We start from the raw sequence: 16,937 nt of genomic DNA on the forward strand, positions 1-16,937 counted from the left end.
AGGAGAAATGCAGATGTCTGTAAAAGTGGAAGTTTGGGGCGATTATGCGCTGTTTTCGCGCCCTGAACTGAAAGTGGAACGCTATTCTTATGATGTAATGACGCCATCTGCGGCGCGGGGCCTGTTGGAAGCGATTTATTGGCATCCCGGCCTGCGATGGATCATTGACGCCATTTATGTGCTGAATCCCATCCGGTTCACAGGGATACGGCGCAACGAAGTTTCGACGCCTATTTCAAAGGATGACGCAAAAAAAATGATGAACGGAAGCGGAAAAGGGTATTTGGTCACCACTGAGCATATCGCCCAGCGTGCCGCCACCGTGCTGAAAGATGTGCATTATGTGATAGAGGCTCATTTCGAATTGACCGATCAGGCCGCGCCGGGGGATAATGAAGGCAAATTCTGCGATATCATGCGCAGAAGGCTTGAAAAGGGCCAGTGTTACCATCAGCCTTATTTCGGATGCCGCGAGTTCGCCGCCCATTTCAAAAAATGGGAAGGGGAAGAAATCGTCACGGCTTATCCGCAGGAAGACAAAGAACTGGGGCTGATGCTGTTTGATCTGGATTATGCCGATGCGGCGCGCATCACGCCCATGTTCTTTCATGCCGCGCTGGAAAAGGGCATTTTGAAAGTTCCCGCGGCAGAGAGCAAGGAGGTATTGCGATGATCTTGCAATCGCTTGCGGCTTATTATGAAGAGCTGGCAAAACAAGGAAAAATCGCCCGCCCCGGCTGGGGTCAGGTGAAGGTATCTTTTGCGTTGGTGCTGGATGAAAACGGCGCTCTCACAAGGGTGATACCGCTTTCAAGCCCTGCGGCAGAGGGGAAAAAGACCGTGCCCCAGCAAAGAAAGCTGCCGATTATCGGAGAGCAAAAGGGAAATGGAATAAAATCGAACTTCCTTTGGGAAAATTCGACTTATCTGCTGGGCATCGATGGAAAGGGCAAGCCCGAACGATCGAAAGATTGCTTCAACGCCGCAAAAGAGCTGCATTGTGCTTTGCTTTCTTCGTCGGATGATCCGTTTGCAAAAGCGATATGCCGCTATTTTGAAACATGGAAGCCCGAAGAGGCGGAGCGCTCGCCTGTTTTAGAAGAATATCTGGAAGAAATCTATAAGGGCGGCAATCTGGTGTTTTGCTATGACGGCGCGTTTCCCGATGAAAGGGAGGCCCTTTGCAGAGCATGGCAGGAACATTATGACGGCGAAGAAGAAGGCGAAACCATGCGATGCCTGGTCACCGGAAAAGAAGCCGTGCCCGCCAAAATCCATCCCGCCATTAAAAATGTGTCGGGGGCGCAATCTTCCGGCGCGGCGTTGGTTTCATTCAATGCCGATGCATTCTGCTCGTATGAACATCAGCAGAATTTGAACGCCCCTGTGAGTAAATATGCCGCCTTTGCCTATACCACGGCCCTGAATACGCTGTTGGCCGACCGCGGCCATGTGAAACGCTTTGGCGATACCACCGTGGTTTTCTGGGCGGAAGATGCCGAACCCGCCTATCAGAACGCTTTTGCCGATTTTTTGGAAGGCGGCGGAGATTCCGTTACCAGCGAAGAACTGAAAAACTGCATGGAAGGCCTTGCCGAAGGCAGGCAGGTGGCATGGGAAAACATTCCCCTTCATCCCGAAAACCGCTTTTATATTTTGGGGCTTGCGCCCAACGCGGCGCGGCTTTCTGTGAGGTTCTTTCTGCGCGATACTTTCGGCCACTTTGCAAAAAACGCCAAACAGCATTATGAAGATCAGCGCATCGCGGCAGACAACCGTTCAAAATGGGAAGATATTCCCCTCTGGGCGCTGCTTCGCGAAACGGTGAACATGAATTCGCGCAACAAAGATGCCCTGCCGCAGCTGGCGGGCGACACCCTGCGCGCGATCCTCAGCGGCCAGCCTTATCCCGCCACCCTTTATCAGCAGACGCAGCTGCGCATCCGCGCCGAACGCGAGATCACAAAAGGGCGGGCAGGCATCATCAAAGGTTATCTGCTGCGCATGAAAAATAACGAAAAATATAAGGAGGCATTGACCGTGGAACTCAACGAAGAAACGATGTATCAGCCCTATGTTCTGGGGCGGCTGTTTGCGGTGCTGGAAGGCATACAGCAGGCAGCGAACCCGGGCATCAACACCACCATCAAAGATAAATATTTCACCTCGGCGTGTGCAACACCGGCGATAGTGTTGCCTACACTTTTAAACCTTGCCGAAAAACATCTGCGCAAACTGAGCGGCGGCAATCGCATCTATTGGGCAAAACAGCTTGGTGAGCTGACCGGCCGCATCACAGAATCTTATCCCGCGCATCATAATTTATACGATCAGGGCGTGTTTCAACTGGGTTATTATCACCAAACACAAAAGCGCTTTGAAAAGAAAGAAAAGGCAAATGCCGCCGAAACAATAAAGGAGGAAAAGTAAAATGGCCGAAACACTTAAAAATCGTTATGAGTTCATTGTATTATTCGATGTGGAAAACGGAAACCCCAACGGAGACCCCGATGCGGGCAATATGCCGCGTATCGACCCCGAAACGAACCTGGGCATCGTGACCGATGTCTGTTTGAAACGAAAGATCAGAAATTATGTGGAGACCGTGAAAGAAGATCAGCCGGGCTATCGCATTTACATCAAAGATACCGTGCCGCTGAACACCAGCGATAAAAGCGCCTGCGAATTTTTGGGCGTTCCTTCGGATGACAAGGGTTTGAAAGAAGCCAAGAAAAAAGATAAGGATCTGGATGGCAAGATCCGCGATTTCATGTGCCAAAATTTCTTTGATATCCGCACCTTCGGCGCTGTGATGACCACCTTCGTCAAAGGCGCGCTCAATTGCGGCCAGGTGCGCGGGCCTGTTCAACTGGGCTTTGCGCGCAGCGTGGAACCGGTCATCCCGCAGGAAGTAACGATCACCCGTGTGGCCATCACCACCGAAGAAGACGCCGAGAAAAAAGGCACGGAGATGGGCAGAAAATTCATCGTTCCTTATGGCCTTTATCGCTGCGAAGGCTATGTTTCCGCCAACCTCGCCCGCAAGACGACAGGCTTTTCCGAAGAAGATCTGGCGCTTCTGTGGGAAGCCATCCTCAATATGTTCGAAAACGATCATTCCGCCGCCCGCGGCAACATGGCAGTGCGCAAACTGATTATTTTCAAACACGACAGCGAACTGGGTAACGCCCCCGCCCATAAGCTTTTCGACGCGGTAACGATCAGCCGCAGGGAAGCGACAAAAGTTCCGCGCAGCTTTGCCGATTATGAAGTGAAGGTCGATGCGGCAGCGCTGCCCGAAAGCGTAACGGTATCCATTCAAGAATGATCTATCCCGAAGAGGCATTTTTGCAGATTTCGGGCATCCAGCATTTTTCATTTTGCCGCCGCCAATGGGCGCTGATCCATTTGGAACAGCAGTGGGCAGAAAATCTGCGCACGGCAGAGGGCGAGATCTTGCATGAAAAGGCCCATGAAGAAGGCACCGCCGAAAAACGCGGAAATTTGCTGACGGTTCGGGGGTTGCGCATCCAATCCCCCACCCTCGGCATTGCGGGAAGCTGCGATGTGGTGGAATTCCGCCGGGAGGAAAGCGGGATTTCTCTGGCGGGGCAGGAGGGGCTTTGGAACCCCTATCCCGTGGAATATAAGCGCGGCCAAACCAAAGAAAACAATGCCGATCGGCTTCAGCTTTGCTGCCAGGCCCTGTGCCTGGAAGAAATGCTTTGCTGTGAAATTCCTGAAGGGGCGCTGTTTTATGGCGAAAGCCGCCGCCGCGAGCGCGTGGCCCTGACCGATGAACTGAGGCAGGAAGTTCGGGTTATGCTGGCAGAAATGCACGATTATCAGAAACGGGGTTATACGCCCAAAGTGAAAACAGGCGCCTTCTGCCGCGCCTGCTCGATGAATGAATTGTGTTTGCCAAAACTTTGCCGCGATTTATCGGCAAAGGCCTATCTGAAAGCCGCTTTGGAAACGGAGGAAGCATGAGACATTTGCTCAACACCCTTTTTGTGCTGACGGAAGACAGTTATCTTGCGCTTGAAGGCGAAAATATCATCATCCTTCAAGGCGAAGAAACCATGGGGCGTTTTCCTTTGCATATGCTGGAAGGCATTCTTTATTTCGGCTATAAGGGGGCAAGCCCCGCGCTGATGGGCGCCTGCGCCAAAAACGGCATCGAGCTTTGTTTTATGACCCCCAACGGCCGGTTTCTGGCGCGGGTATGCGGAGAAACACGGGGCAATGTTTTGCTGAGAAAAACACAATATGCCATTTCTGAACATGAGCAGGAAAGCTGCCATATTGCACGGGATATGATCGCGGGCAAGCTTTTGAACGCTCGCTGGGTTTTGGAACGCGCCACGCGCGACCATGCTCTGCGTGTAGATGTGGAAAAGCTGAAAACCATCAGCGCCGCGCTGGCCGCATCGGCCAAAAAAGCCGCAGAGGCAGAACGGGAAGATCTTTTGCGCGGCATAGAGGGCGAAGCTGCGGAACGCTATTTTTCGGCGTTCGATGAACTGATCCTTCAAGAAAAAGAAGAATTTTATTTTCGCGTGCGAAGCCGCCGCCCGCCGCTTGATAAAATGAACGCCATGCTTTCATTCGCTTATTCTATTCTGGCCAATGATTGTGCCGCCGCGCTGGAAGCCGTGGGGCTTGACCCTTATGTGGGCTTTCTGCATGGCGATCGGCCGGGGCGCGTTTCTCTGGCGCTGGATCTGATGGAAGAAATAAGGCCATGCTTCGCCGATCGTTTTGTGATTTCCTGTGTGAATCGGCGCGTTATGCGACCGGAACATTTCGAAACCAGCGAAAGCGGTGCGGTGATCATGACCGATGCGGGGCGCAAGGCGTTTTTGGCCGCTTATCAAGAAAAAAAGCGTGAAACGATCACACATCCGTTTCTGAATGAAAAAATACCATGGGGGCTGGTGCCTTATTTACAGGCATTGCTTTTGGCGCGGTATTTGCGCGGCGATCTGGATGCTTACCCGCCTTTCATCTGGAAATAGGATAAATGGTTAGGGGCATAAAGGGGAAAAGAATGCTTGTATTGATCACTTATGATGTAAGCACCGAAACGGCGGCCGGGCGCAAACGCTTGAGACAGGTGGCCAGGCAATGTGTCAATTACGGCCAGCGTGTGCAGAATTCTGTGTTCGAATGTAACCTGGATGCGGCCCAATATAGAAAAATACAACACCTGCTGGAAAAATTGATTGACCCGAAAACAGACAGCCTGCGTTTTTATAATCTGGGGGATCATTACAGCAGCCGAATCGAACATTTTGGCGTAAAGCCCGGTTATGATGCAGAAGGCACACTGATTCTTTAGGGCGAAATGGAAGCACACATTGTTTCTATGGCCATTCGCACCCTAAAAATAGGGGAATACGCCAGAAAAAAACATAAAATAATTGTGGTTTTATTGCAATAGGCAAGAAAAATATGCAAAACACACAAGCAAATCATATGTAATTTATTTATTTTTACTGTCGCTCCCCACACGGGGAGCGTGGATTGAAATGTAATATGGCTGTACGCCTACATAAAATTTAGAATCGTCGCTCCCCACACGGGGAGCGTGGATTGAAATCACAGCAGCAATGACGCAAGATGTTTACACGCAGTCGCTCCCCACACGGGGAGCGTGGATTGAAATGAGGGCGCAGCGGCAGGCAGCACGGTGACGGAGATGTCGCTCCCCACACGGGGAGCGTGGATTGAAATATCTGCAATCATAATGCCATTAAGAGTATCAATTAGTCGCTCCCCACACGGGGAGCGTGGATTGAAATTCAACAGTATAAATGATATGATCTTTTTCTACGCGTCGCTCCCCACACGGGGAGCGTGGATTGAAATCAATCTTGTGGTTGATTGATATGCCCCACATCCCGTCGCTCCCCACACGGGGAGCGTGGATTGAAATGGGCATTGGCCGGAGATCCGCGCGCTGTTGAACAAGTCGCTCCCCACACGGGGAGCGTGGATTGAAATAAATTGCCGTTGTTTAGTTTGTGTTCTGCAACTTAGTCGCTCCCCACACGGGGAGCGTGGATTGAAATGCTGTATGCATATTACTTACACCAGTCTTCTCTAGTCGCTCCCCACACGGGGAGCGTGGATTGAAATCCTGAACCTGTTTCTCCAAGAATTAGAATCGCTTTGTCGCTCCCCACACGGGGAGCGTGGATTGAAATTATTTTATATTTAGTTTCCGTGTAAGAATCTTTGGTCGCTCCCCACACGGGGAGCGTGGATTGAAATGGAAGTAGTGGACAGCTATACGCCGGCAGGAATCAGTCGCTCCCCACACGGGGAGCGTGGATTGAAATATCGGCGCATATTTCAGCACCCTTTTCAGCACAGGTCGCTCCCCACACGGGGAGCGTGGATTGAAATATATGAATGAACTTTTGACGATGACTTTGACTGTAGTCGCTCCCCACACGGGGAGCGTGGATTGAAATACCGTTGTGATTGAGGATACCGGTAATTTGCCCAGTCGCTCCCCACACGGGGAGCGTGGATTGAAATGCCGGGAAGGACATTTCGGGGCAGCCCGACAAGATGTCGCTCCCCACACGGGGAGCGTGGATTGAAATTCAAGCGACGGAACGAAAGAAGAGATCGATCGCTGTCGCTCCCCACACGGGGAGCGTGGATTGAAATTTCAAATTCCACGAAACTGCGGTAAAGCTCCACCGTCGCTCCCCACACGGGGAGCGTGGATTGAAATCGTGATGGTGCTGAGGATGTTTGCGCTGGTCACGGTCGCTCCCCACACGGGGAGCGTGGATTGAAATTTTATGTCTCTAATTATAAGCTATTATTAGGTAAGTCGCTCCCCACACGGGGAGCGTGGATTGAAATTTTACGGCAGAGTGGCCGCGCGCATATGGCCGGAGTCGCTCCCCACACGGGGAGCGTGGATTGAAATAAACCGGGGCAAATGCCAATGTGCAGTGAGTGTGAGTCGCTCCCCACACGGGGAGCGTGGATTGAAATTGGTCGGAAAACGGCGAAATCTGACAGCAAGCGGGTCGCTCCCCACACGGGGAGCGTGGATTGAAATGTCCCACCACCCAGCAACACTATCTTAGCACCGGGTCGCTCCCCACACGGGGAGCGTGGATTGAAATCCCCTACCTGTCGGAGAAACAGATCCGAGGCGCGAGTCGCTCCCCACACGGGGAGCGTGGATTGAAATGGAAAACTGGTCGGGCAAGGATAACAACAGAAAGGTCGCTCCCCACACGGGGAGCGTGGATTGAAATTATTCGATGACGCAGGAAGAACAGAGAGAAGCCAAGTCGCTCCCCACACGGGGAGCGTGGATTGAAATAGGGAGGTAACAAAAATGACCATCTATACAACACGGTCGCTCCCCACACGGGGAGCGTGGATTGAAATCGCATGGCAGGAGCAATTGACCCAAGAGGAAACCAGGGCATTGCTGCAATATAAAAGCAGTGAAAGCTATAAAATCAATGATGCTCTACGCGAAAACCGACCTTTGACAGCGCAGCAAACGCAAATGCGAGATGCTTTGGACAGCGGGCTGAAAAAAGCGTCACTGTTTCGGGGCACGGTTTATAGAAATATCAGCTTTGATGATTTTGGAGGGAAATAAGCTCTTGATAATTTTATGGCTGCGCATGAAGAAGGGCTTCCTGTATTTTATACAGCATATATGTCTACATCAACCAACGCAGATGGATACTCGATTCAAGGCGGACAAGTTGTTCGTATTATAATTCACCATAGCACCAGTGGAAGAGATATAAACGGCGTTGGAAATGATTTTGAGAACGAAGTCATTTATCAACGAGATTCTGCATTCTTCGTAAAGAATGTAATATACGATTCCAATGGGATTCCCACGATTTATTTACAGGAGGATATTGAAAATGGCACAAGAGACGATGGACAACTTTATTCCGAAGAACGCGGCATGGCGCTGCGCACAGTGCCAGAAGCAAATTCCATACACGATGACTTGTCAAATATACAAAAAAAGGATTCCAACAGAGATTCTGGCAGGTCGAAAGCTTTGCAGAGAAAGAGTTCCAAAGTAAACAATTCAATAAGTCAAGAGGATTCGCAAGAAAATATTCCATGGGCGCGGAATTTGACCGGAAATATCGGGCGCTCTGGGAGAAATACGGGTCGCTCCCTACACGGGAGCGTGGATTGAAATACCATTTTGCCCCCACGCACCACGCAGCAAGGGCTGTCGCTCTCCGTGCGGGGAGCGTGGATTGAAATAAGCTGTTGGGCAAAACAGACCGGGCTTCCTGCGGTTGTCGCTCCCCACACGGGGAGCGTGGATTGAAGTTGATTCTTTCATGTGAGAGTATATTAAAATAAAAACATAGAGGTGGACTTTATGCTGAAAGAAACATGGGAAGGCACTGGAAAAGGCTGTTATCGCAACAACACTTTCTGCTTAGAGGAATGGTCTGCGCCCAGTATGATTTCACCGGCTGAAATAAAAGAACATCTTTCAAAGTTCCAACTTGAAGGCAGAAAAATCAAAAGCATGCGGCTCATCGGATGCAGCTATTTTCATATAAAAGAGGAAATAGAAGATTTTGCATATTATTCAATGGAAGGAATCGGGGAGAAAGAAAGACAACGCAGATCGGAATTTGACCATATTGAACCGACCCTGCGTTTCAAAAGGAACGCTTTGATCGATGAGCCTTTTCTTGTGAAATTTGATGACGGCGCTCAGTTGGAATTCACCACACACCAGGTGCCTGAGTTTCAGATCAGCATGAACTGCATTCCGCAGCAGATCCGATATGGCATAAACGCGCCCACTGTCGATGCGGAGATTTTGTTTGCACCCTGTATCGGCCAAACGATCAAAGAAGTGGAAGTAAATACTTTTTTCACGGATAAAGACCCGATGCTGGGGGATGAGCTTAAAGAAGGCGCCTGTGAGCTTGTTTCAGATATCGTTCTGCGTTTTGAAAGCGGCATGGGGTTAAGGTTTGGCGGGTGGCTTGATTATTGCCATGTGGAATGCCTTATGCCCGATAACAGTCCGGCACTGCTTCCTTTTGAAGAGCTGAAGCCTGCTTTGCTGCAGCAAGAACATTACACGAAATAAATAAGCGCGGCGAACCTCAAACGCCGGGAAAATCCGTTTCCGATGATTGATGATGATTGATAAAGAAGAAGGCACTTTTCCCTTGACGGAAAAGTGCCTTCTTAATAGTTACCTTAAACGGAAGCGGGTGCAGCGGATTATGGCGCCTCTTCAATTCCTGCGGCGGAGATGCTGCCCTGATTTTTGGATTTCGCCTGATATAAGTTTTTATCGGCACAATCAAATAATTGTTGAAAATTTTCATTTTCCGAAGAGGAGAATGAAAGGCCGATGCTGCAGGTCACGGGAAAATCGAAGCCCGACACATCGCACAAAATTTGAAGCTTTTTTTGGATTTCCTGTGGATCGTCATATTCTTTGAAAAAAAGAATAAATTCGTCGCCGCCAAATCGGCCGGCAATGATAGAAGGGTCGTTATCCACCAATTGGTGCAGCTGACCGGCAAATTTTCTTAAAACCTTATCACCAATCAGGTGACCATAACGATCATTTACACTTTTAAAATGATCGAGATCACAGATGGCCAGCGCATAGTGGCTATTAACGGGATGCCGCAGAAAACGCTCGACACGAAATACAAAAGTTGCCTTGTTGTTTACGCCGGTCATAGAATCCAGCGCGCACATTTTTTCCAACGCCAGTTGAGTTTGATAAGCTTTCAGTTTATAGCCCAAAGTGGTTATAATCGCCACACAAGCGATGCTAACGGCAATGGAAACACTTATTAAATCCAAAATGAAGCGGCCGGCATCTTTTGTTGCCCAGCAATAGAGCAGATAAAGAAAAGCCGGGAGGACAATTTCCAAAAAGCGATAAATAGGCCGCCGAGTATAAATTTGTGCCATCAAAACCAAGGATAGCGGAAACAAGAACGAAACTTCCTTGGTGAACACACCGATTTCCAAAAAAGCAGAAAGACTTAAAATTTCAAGTGCAAATAATGTAATGGATGCGTCAACGATCCATACGGCAGGTGCTTTTCGGTGCGCTGAAAAAACGCATAGTGTGAATATAGCATGTATTAATGTGAAGATTCGCAGCGCAGCCGTTTGCAGCGCAATTCCCATAATGGGGCACATAACAAACAGATAGAAACACAAAAAGGCCAGGTAAAGCAGTGACATGGGGGAAAGAAATTCCCAGTTTCGCTCATTATGGATTTCTATGGTGTTGTTAAAAAAATTCCGACAATCCACAAACCATTGCTGAATCTCTTTTTTGGGCTGTTTTCCCCTGAATAACATTTGTTTCACCATACTTTCGGCACATGGCAGAAAAATTATTATATAAACTTCTTATTGCAGGAACGGTTGATAAGAACAAAAAATAAAAGAGATCTAAGCATGGCAAAACTCACCGATTTGCACAAAAGGCTCGAGTAAGAAAACTCGAGCCTTGAACGATCTCGTAAGACCATTATATGTGTTAAATGATGTAAAAACAAGGGGAAGTTGCAGGCATCCTGTTTGTTTGGGGAAAATGGGGAAAAAAGCGCTTGGATTCTTAATAAAAAAGGGTTTTTATACAACTTTTGACGCAACGGGGAGAAACACTTTTCCATCTTGAAAGTTTCAGAAGAGCTGCCGGATTTATTTATTGTTTGCACCGGTTTTGGAATGTGATTTCTTGCGGAAGAAAACCAGGACGCCGGCAATCACGACCGCTGCTGCGGCGGTGATAACGATGGGCAGAGCGCCGCTGCTCTTTTGCGTATCAGATGTTTCTTTCGATGTGGCGGCAGAAGAGGTCGTGGGCTGTGCCGCGGCGGCGCCGTTGGTGCCGAAGGTGGTGGAAAGGGTATAATGTTCATCAAAAGCGCTGCGGTCGATATAAGAGGTGCTGACGGCGTTTACTTCAGAAGTGGAAACGGCGGTGCCATAGTTTCCTGTGACGGTAACGGTAAAGCTGGAATCGCCTTTTGTGATCGTTTTGCCGTTTGCGATAACGGTTACGGTTTTGCCGTGTGCATCGGTGATTTTGGCGCCATCCGCCGCATTGAGGTTGGTCACGGTGGAATCTGCGGTGACGATCCACTGGGAATCCCCATCGAGATTCACGGTGATGGGGCTTTCGGCCGCGGAAGTATTTACTGCGTTTTCGGAAATCGAGGTCGCGCCGGTATAAACAGTGCCTTTCAGTAAATAAAGGTTCAGGCTTGAAATGCTGTCCACATCGATATTGCCGGTCAAAGTTTCACCAAGACCGGTGAAATTGACTTTGGCGCCGTTTGAACCCGCTGTGCCCTAGTTGTTGGAATCGTTGCCCTGCGCGGTGAGAAGGTTGGCGCTGGTGGAATCAAAATCAAGTGTGGTGTTTTGAAGCAGGATATTTGCCGAGGTATTGGTGAGGTAAAACATACTGCCGCTTTGAATGGCGCTTTTCAGCGAAGAATCCACAGCCTGAAAAGTGGCCGCTTCCCCTGTGGTGGATTCGGCATCGCCGGAAGTGGATTGATAGATAATGACGCCGTCTGCCATGGGGTCGCTGGCGGTGGCAGAGGTGATGGTGCTTTCCAGGGTGGAATGGTGGATGAGAATGGTGTTCAGCCCTTCCATGCCGGCGATCTGGCTGCCGGTGGCTTTACCTGTCACATTATCCACTTCGATGTCGCCCGTGGAATATAGCAGAGGCGAACCCGAACCGCCGGTGGAAAGAGCGCTGTTGGTGACGGAAATATTGCCGCCGCCGCGGTCGGTGGCGATGGATGCGCAGTGGTCGCCCTGCGTGGAAATATCCATTTTATTTGCCACGATGGTGCCGCCATAAGTGGCGTCAAGCCCGCGGGAATTATTTGCCGTGGTGGAAATGGAGGCGTTGTTGGCAAAAACAACTGCGTTATCGGTTGCAAAAATGCCGTTGGAACCTTCACTGCCTGCGGAAAGCTTGGTATCTGAAACATAAGCTTTCGAATTATCGCCCACAGCCAGCAAAATGGAATTTACGCCATAAAAGTTGCAGTTATCGCCGTTGGTATCATCGCCGGATTTCGTAAGAGAGCCGTTTGTGATGGTCAGGGTGCCGCCATTTTCGCTCAGCGCCGCGTTCTGGTCGGCGGCATCGGCGGCATAAGTTTCACTTTCAGAGGTTTTTTCCTGCCCGTCGGCGGTCAATGCGCCGGTGAGCGTTCCCGCATAGTCATAGGTCATGGTATTGGCGCCGCCGCCACCGCCGGAGGGAGGAGCACCGCCGGGCTGCTGGCCGGATGGCGGGGCTGAGCCCGGCTGGTCGGATGGAACCGTGCCCGCGGCGTTCACCATCAAACTCATCATGGAGGAAAGGCAGAAAAAGGCCGCAAGCATTACGGAGGCGGATTTTTTCAATGATCTCAGTGCGCTGTATTTCATTTTCTGGACCTCCTGTTATAAAATGATAATCAAAGTATAGGCCATGAAATTTTGAAATATCATGACGAACTTTAAAACAAATTATGACTTTTCGGCACGCGCTTTTCAAATATAAATTGATTTTCAAATCGGGCGTTATCAAGATTCCACCTTGCAGCCTGTGAAATTTTTATGAAGGAAAAAGGTTTTGGCTGCTGAATAAAACGGTTTAAAAACTTTTTTGCGGGCCTTCTCATACTTTGGTTGGATGACAAACAGCGCTTTGGCTGATAAAATATAAAAAGAAAATTTTTCTTGAAGCATCTGTTTTTTCATAAGAAATAACAGCATAATGGCAAAACAGAGTGATCTTTTAAAATTGCGAAAAATTGAAATATTGTTTGGAAAGGGAACGCCCTATGAGCGAGAATCCTTTGATTTTTATAAAACCTTCTTTGGCAGAGCGTTTTCATAACGCGTGGGAAAGCTGCCGTGTGATTTTGTTTTCCGCGCCATGCGGATGCGGAAAAACCGTAACCGCTGCCGAGCTGCTGCGCGATAAAAAGGTTTTCACAGTGAATAAAGCCGAGATGTGTTTTTCGTCAGAGGCCCTTTCAAAAGGCTGTGAAGTTTTGCTGATCGATGATTTACAGCTGTTATCTGAACCTGAACAGCAGCAGGCATTATGCAGGTATATCCGCCATCGCCCAGACCTTCATTTTGTTTTGCTCGGGCGCGGGCATACGCCCGGTTGGCTGATGCCTTTCCAGCTTGCGGGTATTATGCAGATTTTTGTTACGCAAGACCTGCTGTTTGATCGTGATACCTCGCGCAAGATGCTCGAATCGCGCGGCGTTTCGGTTTCTGCGCACGAAATGGGCGATATCCACCGTGATATGATGGGATATCCGATCGCTTTGGAACTGTTGAGTCATAAAAAGCTGAGCGGCGCGCGTTACGATGTAAAAATGTTGGCAGATGTAAAGCGCGATCTGTTCATTTATTATGATGAAGCGGTTTTCAGCCGTTTTGATCCGTTGCTGCGAAAGTTTCTTTTAAGCCTTGCGCCCTTCGACCGTTTTGACACGGAACTTGCAAAAATGGTCAGCGGAGAAGCGCGCGCGGGCAAATTTTTGGGAATACTTCAGCTAGATACCACCATGCTTTTGTTTGAAGAATTGGATACCTATCGTTTTCGGCCCATCTTCCGTGAGTTTTTGTTATGGAAGACAAAGCAGGTTGTTACAGATGCGGAAAAAGCCGGGGTTTTCAGCAGAGCGGCGCTTTATTTTGAATTGCATGAAAAGTTTCACAGCGCTATCGATTGCTATGCCAAAGCGGGCGAAACCGATAGAGTTTCGGCGCTTTTGATCAAAAATGCCGAAATGCATCCGGGGGTGGGGCATTATCAGGAACTTCAGGATTACTATTTTTCACTGCATGATGAAGAGATTTTGCGTTCGCCGGCCCTGATTTGCGGCATGAGCATGCTCACGGCCATGACGCTGGATTATGAAGCTTCAGAACGCTGGTATAACGCCCTGAAAGAATATGTTTCACGGCTGAAAAAAAGCGACGCCGAATATCGTGAAGCCAGTGGAAAACTGGCGTATCTCGATATCGCGCTGCCGCAGCGTGGCAGCAGAAATTTGATCGGCGTGATCAACAGTGTGTTCCGTGTGATGCTGGATAAACAGCTTAAAGTGCCATCGTTTTCGGTCACAAGCGTTTTGCCCAGCGTGATGAACGGCGGAAAAGATTTTTGCGAATGGTCAAAATGCGATGATCTGTTATATGCCACCATGCGTGTTCCCGTTGAAACTGTTTTGGGAAAAGACGGCGTTGGATTGGCAGATTGCGCCATCTGTGAAAGCAAGTTTGAAAAAGGGAAGAATGTTTCAGAGCAGATGCTTGCTTTAATGGCCCGCCTGGGTGAGATCCAGACGCACGGCACAACAGATATCGAATTTGCGGTGATCGGCCTTTTGGCGCGTATTCAGGTATCGCAGGGCAAGGCGGAAACCGCCCTGCAATCGATCAAAAGTCTGCGCGAGCAATATGAGAAAATTGGCGAGACACGATTCCTTGCCAATATCGATGCGCTTTGTGCGCGCATTCATATGAGGTTGGGCGATGAAAGCGCGGCGGTGGAATGGCTGGAAAAAGCAGCGCCGCAGAATGATGCGCGGCTGTGGGCCATGTGGCGTTATCAATATCTCACCCGCATCATGGTGCAGATCGCAGAAGGCGAAACCGAAGAGCCGCTGCTGCTTCTGGCCCGTTTGGCTTCTTATTGCGATGCCTGCGGGCGAATCATGGATGCGCTTCATGTGCATATCCTTACAGCGCTTTGCCGTTACCGCCAAAACAGCGATATTTGGCGCGAAGAATTTTCTATCGCGCTGGATCGTGCGCTGGAATATAAATTTATTTGGCCCATCGCACAATATGGCGCGGCAATTCTTCCCATGTTGAGAAGCTGCGGATGGAAGAAAAACGAGAAATTCCTTGAAAAGCTCGATGCGGCGGCCCGGACACAGGCGGTGTTTTACCCCAAGTTTTTAAAACCTGCCACGCGGCTGATCACACCGCTTTCTTCTTCGGAAATGCAGGTGCTGCGGCTGCTATGCCAGAACCTCAGCAACCAGGAGATCGGCGAGATCTTGAATATCAAGCTGGCCACCGTAAAAACTCATGTCAGCCATATCCTTCAAAAACTTAATGTGCAGAATCGAAGTGAGGCAAAAGAAGCGGCGGAAACGCTGCGGCTGTTGTAAGGAGGAACAAAATGGAAGATAAAATGCTGGCCTTGCGGCCCGGGGTTCAGGCGGCAGAAGAAGGCGATGGATTTGGGTTAAGATTGAACGGAAATGTTCGCCTTACAAAAGACCGGCGGCAGATCGTGTTTTTGCGGGCACTGTTGGAGGGGCCGCAGCAGGTTGAAAACCTTGGTGAACTGCTTCAAAAGGAAACCAAAGAGGCCGTTGACGACCCGGCTTTTCACGCATTGGCGCTGGCGGAGTTTATTTTAAATTTTAAAGATTATTTGGAGTTTTAAAATTGAAAAACGAACAGAAGTTTAAAATCAAGATCCATACGACCGAAAATCAGGAATGGCAGGGCGAACTTCAGCGGGAAAACAACAGGGCGCAGTCGTTTTCATCGGTTATCGAATTCCTTGAAAAAATCAATCGGGAAATCGAAAAAACAGAGCAATAAACAGCGATCGCTGCGGCCCGGATGCTGCGGGCGCGGCTGAAAGAAAAAACGACCGCCAGATAAAAAACCACCCATGAAAATGGGTGGTTTTTTGATCAGCGGTAACGGTGGGAATATTGCCCGGGCGAAACGCCCACCATGCTTTTGAAAGTTCTTATAAAGTGGGAATTGTTTGAAAACCCCACAATTTCGCCCACCTGCTGCACAGAGATATTTTGACGAAGCAGCTCGCGCGCTTTTAAGATGCGCAGGTTGATGATGTATTCATTCAGGCCGAACCCTGTAACATCTTTGAAAACATGGCAAAGATAATATTTGCTCATGAAAAACTGCTGCGCAATGCTGTCAAGCGTGATGGGGTTCTGATAATTTTGCTGAACATAAGTTAAGATAGGCTGCACTTTATGAAAGCTTTCTTTTTGCGTCAGGCTGTTTTCCACATGGGGATGGTCGTAAAGAATGTTGATATAAAGCAACAGCCGCATAAAGGCAATGCGCCGTTTCAGATCATCGCCATAGCTTTCACGGTCTTCGGTGTTTTGGGCATCGCGGACCAGGCGCACAAGCGTATCGGTTTGAAGGGGAGAAAGCATCAGATTGCCGGTATAGGAACCCACGGGATGTTCAAAACAGCGCAAAAGATTTGTTTGGGGCGAAGAAAGCGAAGCGGCAAATTCGGGAATGAAATGCACCACATACCGTTCATAGGGAATGCTTCCGCCTGCGCTGCGATGCAGATCCATGTTGTTGAAAACCAACAGGCTGCCCCGCGCAATGGGATAAGTAGCCTCGCCCACAAAGAATTCGCCGCCGTCTGATAAGGAAAGCAAAATTTCATAGGTATCATGAAAATGGAATTTATCCATTTTCCAAGAGGCGTTTTGGTTAAAATGAACGACATAATCTTTGCAGAAAGTGGGGCGGTTATCCGTTTCCATATTCTGTTCTCCCATTAAATTACTTTTAAAGACCTTTTCTTAGAAAATTGCCGAAAAAAGCAAATGGTTTCTAAAAAATCTTTTTTTATTATACACCATTGAAGCAAGATATGCAAACAACATCTCAAAATCTCAAAAGATTTTTAGTATTGCTGCGAGTAAAATAGAAGAAAGCAAAGAAGCAAAATTTTTTCATTTTGGGTCGAAACAGGCGATTGCAGCGCTTTCTTGCGCCGTAAAAAAGAAAAATCGATCGAGCCGAAAGAAAAAAGCCGGATATTATCAATCATAGGATATTGCCCGCTGAAAACAGCGCGCAATGGGGAGGCA

16 protein-coding genes, 1 pseudogene and 1 CRISPR repeat array are annotated in these 16,937 nt (G+C 49.0%); of the genes and pseudogenes, 12 read left to right on the forward strand and 5 right to left on the reverse strand.

The genetic code is table 11. The features are described 5' to 3' along the window. Positions 1–13 precede the first annotated feature (13 nt). The 9 genes and pseudogenes from cas5c to ACJA3I_RS06705 all read left to right on the forward strand — a co-directional run bounded on the left by cas5c (position 14) and on the right by ACJA3I_RS06705 (position 9,127). A complete protein-coding gene (gene cas5c / locus ACJA3I_RS06665; RefSeq protein ID WP_458861829.1) occupies positions 14–673 on the forward strand; it encodes a type I-C CRISPR-associated protein Cas5c in 660 nt (219 codons plus the stop codon). Continuing rightward, on the forward strand, positions 670–2,430 hold the full coding sequence (cas8c, locus tag ACJA3I_RS06670; protein ID WP_458861830.1) for a type I-C CRISPR-associated protein Cas8c/Csd1: 1,761 nt from the start codon (positions 670–672) through the stop codon (positions 2,428–2,430). The genes cas5c and cas8c overlap by 4 nt, the downstream gene beginning before the upstream one ends. Position 2,431: 1 nt before the next feature. Next, complete coding sequence (cas7c, locus tag ACJA3I_RS06675) at positions 2,432–3,328, forward strand: type I-C CRISPR-associated protein Cas7/Csd2 (RefSeq protein ID WP_458861831.1); 897 nt, start codon at positions 2,432–2,434, stop codon at positions 3,326–3,328. Next, positions 3,325–3,990 (forward strand): CRISPR-associated protein Cas4, encoded by a 666-nt coding sequence (gene cas4, locus ACJA3I_RS06680; RefSeq protein ID WP_458861832.1) that lies wholly within the window; start codon positions 3,325–3,327, stop codon positions 3,988–3,990. The genes cas7c and cas4 overlap by 4 nt, the downstream gene beginning before the upstream one ends. Then, complete coding sequence (cas1c, locus tag ACJA3I_RS06685) at positions 3,987–5,018, forward strand: type I-C CRISPR-associated endonuclease Cas1c (RefSeq protein ID WP_458861833.1); 1,032 nt, start codon at positions 3,987–3,989, stop codon at positions 5,016–5,018. The genes cas4 and cas1c overlap by 4 nt, the downstream gene beginning before the upstream one ends. A gap of 32 nt (positions 5,019–5,050) precedes the next feature. Continuing rightward, positions 5,051–5,341, forward strand: a complete 291-nt coding sequence (gene cas2 / locus ACJA3I_RS06690; RefSeq protein WP_458861834.1) for a CRISPR-associated endonuclease Cas2 — start codon at positions 5,051–5,053, stop codon at positions 5,339–5,341. 159 nt (positions 5,342–5,500) lie between these two features. Then, a CRISPR array of direct repeats spans positions 5,501–7,422; the repeat unit is 33 nt; unit sequence GTCGCTCCCCACACGGGGAGCGTGGATTGAAAT. A gap of 13 nt (positions 7,423–7,435) precedes the next feature. Next, positions 7,436–7,642: pseudogene (locus tag ACJA3I_RS06695) on the forward strand (ADP-ribosyltransferase); the annotation flags it as partial. 15 nt (positions 7,643–7,657) lie between these two features. Next, positions 7,658–8,206 (forward strand): hypothetical protein, encoded by a 549-nt coding sequence (locus ACJA3I_RS06700; RefSeq protein WP_458861835.1) that lies wholly within the window; start codon positions 7,658–7,660, stop codon positions 8,204–8,206. Between the two features lie 495 nt (positions 8,207–8,701). Further along, entirely contained in the window at positions 8,702–9,127 is a 426-nt protein-coding gene (locus tag ACJA3I_RS06705; RefSeq protein WP_458861836.1) for a hypothetical protein, read from the forward strand. 137 nt (positions 9,128–9,264) lie between these two features. Here the strand turns inward: ACJA3I_RS06705 and ACJA3I_RS06710 are convergent, their stop codons facing one another. The 4 genes from ACJA3I_RS06710 to ACJA3I_RS06725 form a co-directional block, all read right to left on the reverse strand. Beyond that, on the reverse strand, positions 9,265–10,383 hold the full coding sequence (locus tag ACJA3I_RS06710; protein ID WP_458861837.1) for a GGDEF domain-containing protein: 1,119 nt from the start codon (positions 10,381–10,383) through the stop codon (positions 9,265–9,267). 333 nt (positions 10,384–10,716) lie between these two features. Beyond that, the gene (locus tag ACJA3I_RS06715) at positions 10,717–11,316 is read right to left on the reverse strand and encodes a hypothetical protein (protein ID WP_458861838.1); all 600 of its coding nucleotides are present in this window, start codon (positions 11,314–11,316) and stop codon (positions 10,717–10,719) included. 54 nt (positions 11,317–11,370) lie between these two features. Further along, positions 11,371–12,471: an autotransporter outer membrane beta-barrel domain-containing protein gene (locus tag ACJA3I_RS06720; RefSeq protein ID WP_458861839.1), complete on the reverse strand. Its 1,101-nt coding sequence runs from the start codon at positions 12,469–12,471 to the stop codon at positions 11,371–11,373. A 138-nt stretch (positions 12,472–12,609) separates the two neighbouring features. Continuing rightward, entirely contained in the window at positions 12,610–12,786 is a 177-nt protein-coding gene (locus ACJA3I_RS06725) for a hypothetical protein (RefSeq protein WP_458861840.1), read from the reverse strand. An 83-nt stretch (positions 12,787–12,869) separates the two neighbouring features. On the opposite strand from ACJA3I_RS06725, the gene ACJA3I_RS06730 reads away from it, so the two are divergent. The 3 genes from ACJA3I_RS06730 to ACJA3I_RS06740 are packed head-to-tail and all read left to right on the forward strand — an operon-like array spanning position 12,870 to position 15,669. Further along, complete coding sequence (locus tag ACJA3I_RS06730; protein WP_458861841.1) at positions 12,870–15,227, forward strand: LuxR C-terminal-related transcriptional regulator; 2,358 nt, start codon at positions 12,870–12,872, stop codon at positions 15,225–15,227. Between the two features lie 11 nt (positions 15,228–15,238). Further along, positions 15,239–15,508, forward strand: a complete 270-nt coding sequence (locus ACJA3I_RS06735) for a hypothetical protein (protein ID WP_458861842.1) — start codon at positions 15,239–15,241, stop codon at positions 15,506–15,508. A 2-nt stretch (positions 15,509–15,510) separates the two neighbouring features. Beyond that, positions 15,511–15,669, forward strand: a complete 159-nt coding sequence (locus tag ACJA3I_RS06740) for a hypothetical protein (RefSeq protein WP_458861843.1) — start codon at positions 15,511–15,513, stop codon at positions 15,667–15,669. A 95-nt stretch (positions 15,670–15,764) separates the two neighbouring features. On the opposite strand, the gene ACJA3I_RS06745 is transcribed toward ACJA3I_RS06740, so the two are convergent. Beyond that, positions 15,765–16,607 carry a helix-turn-helix transcriptional regulator gene (locus ACJA3I_RS06745; protein ID WP_458861844.1) on the reverse strand — a complete coding sequence of 281 codons (843 nt, stop codon included), beginning with the start codon at positions 16,605–16,607 and terminating at the stop codon, positions 15,765–15,767. Positions 16,608–16,937: the final 330 nt, after the last annotated feature.

Source organism: Acidaminobacterium chupaoyuni, from assembly GCF_047936785.1.
Classification (GTDB): Bacteria; Bacillota; Clostridia; order Oscillospirales; family Butyricicoccaceae; genus Acidaminobacterium; species Acidaminobacterium chupaoyuni.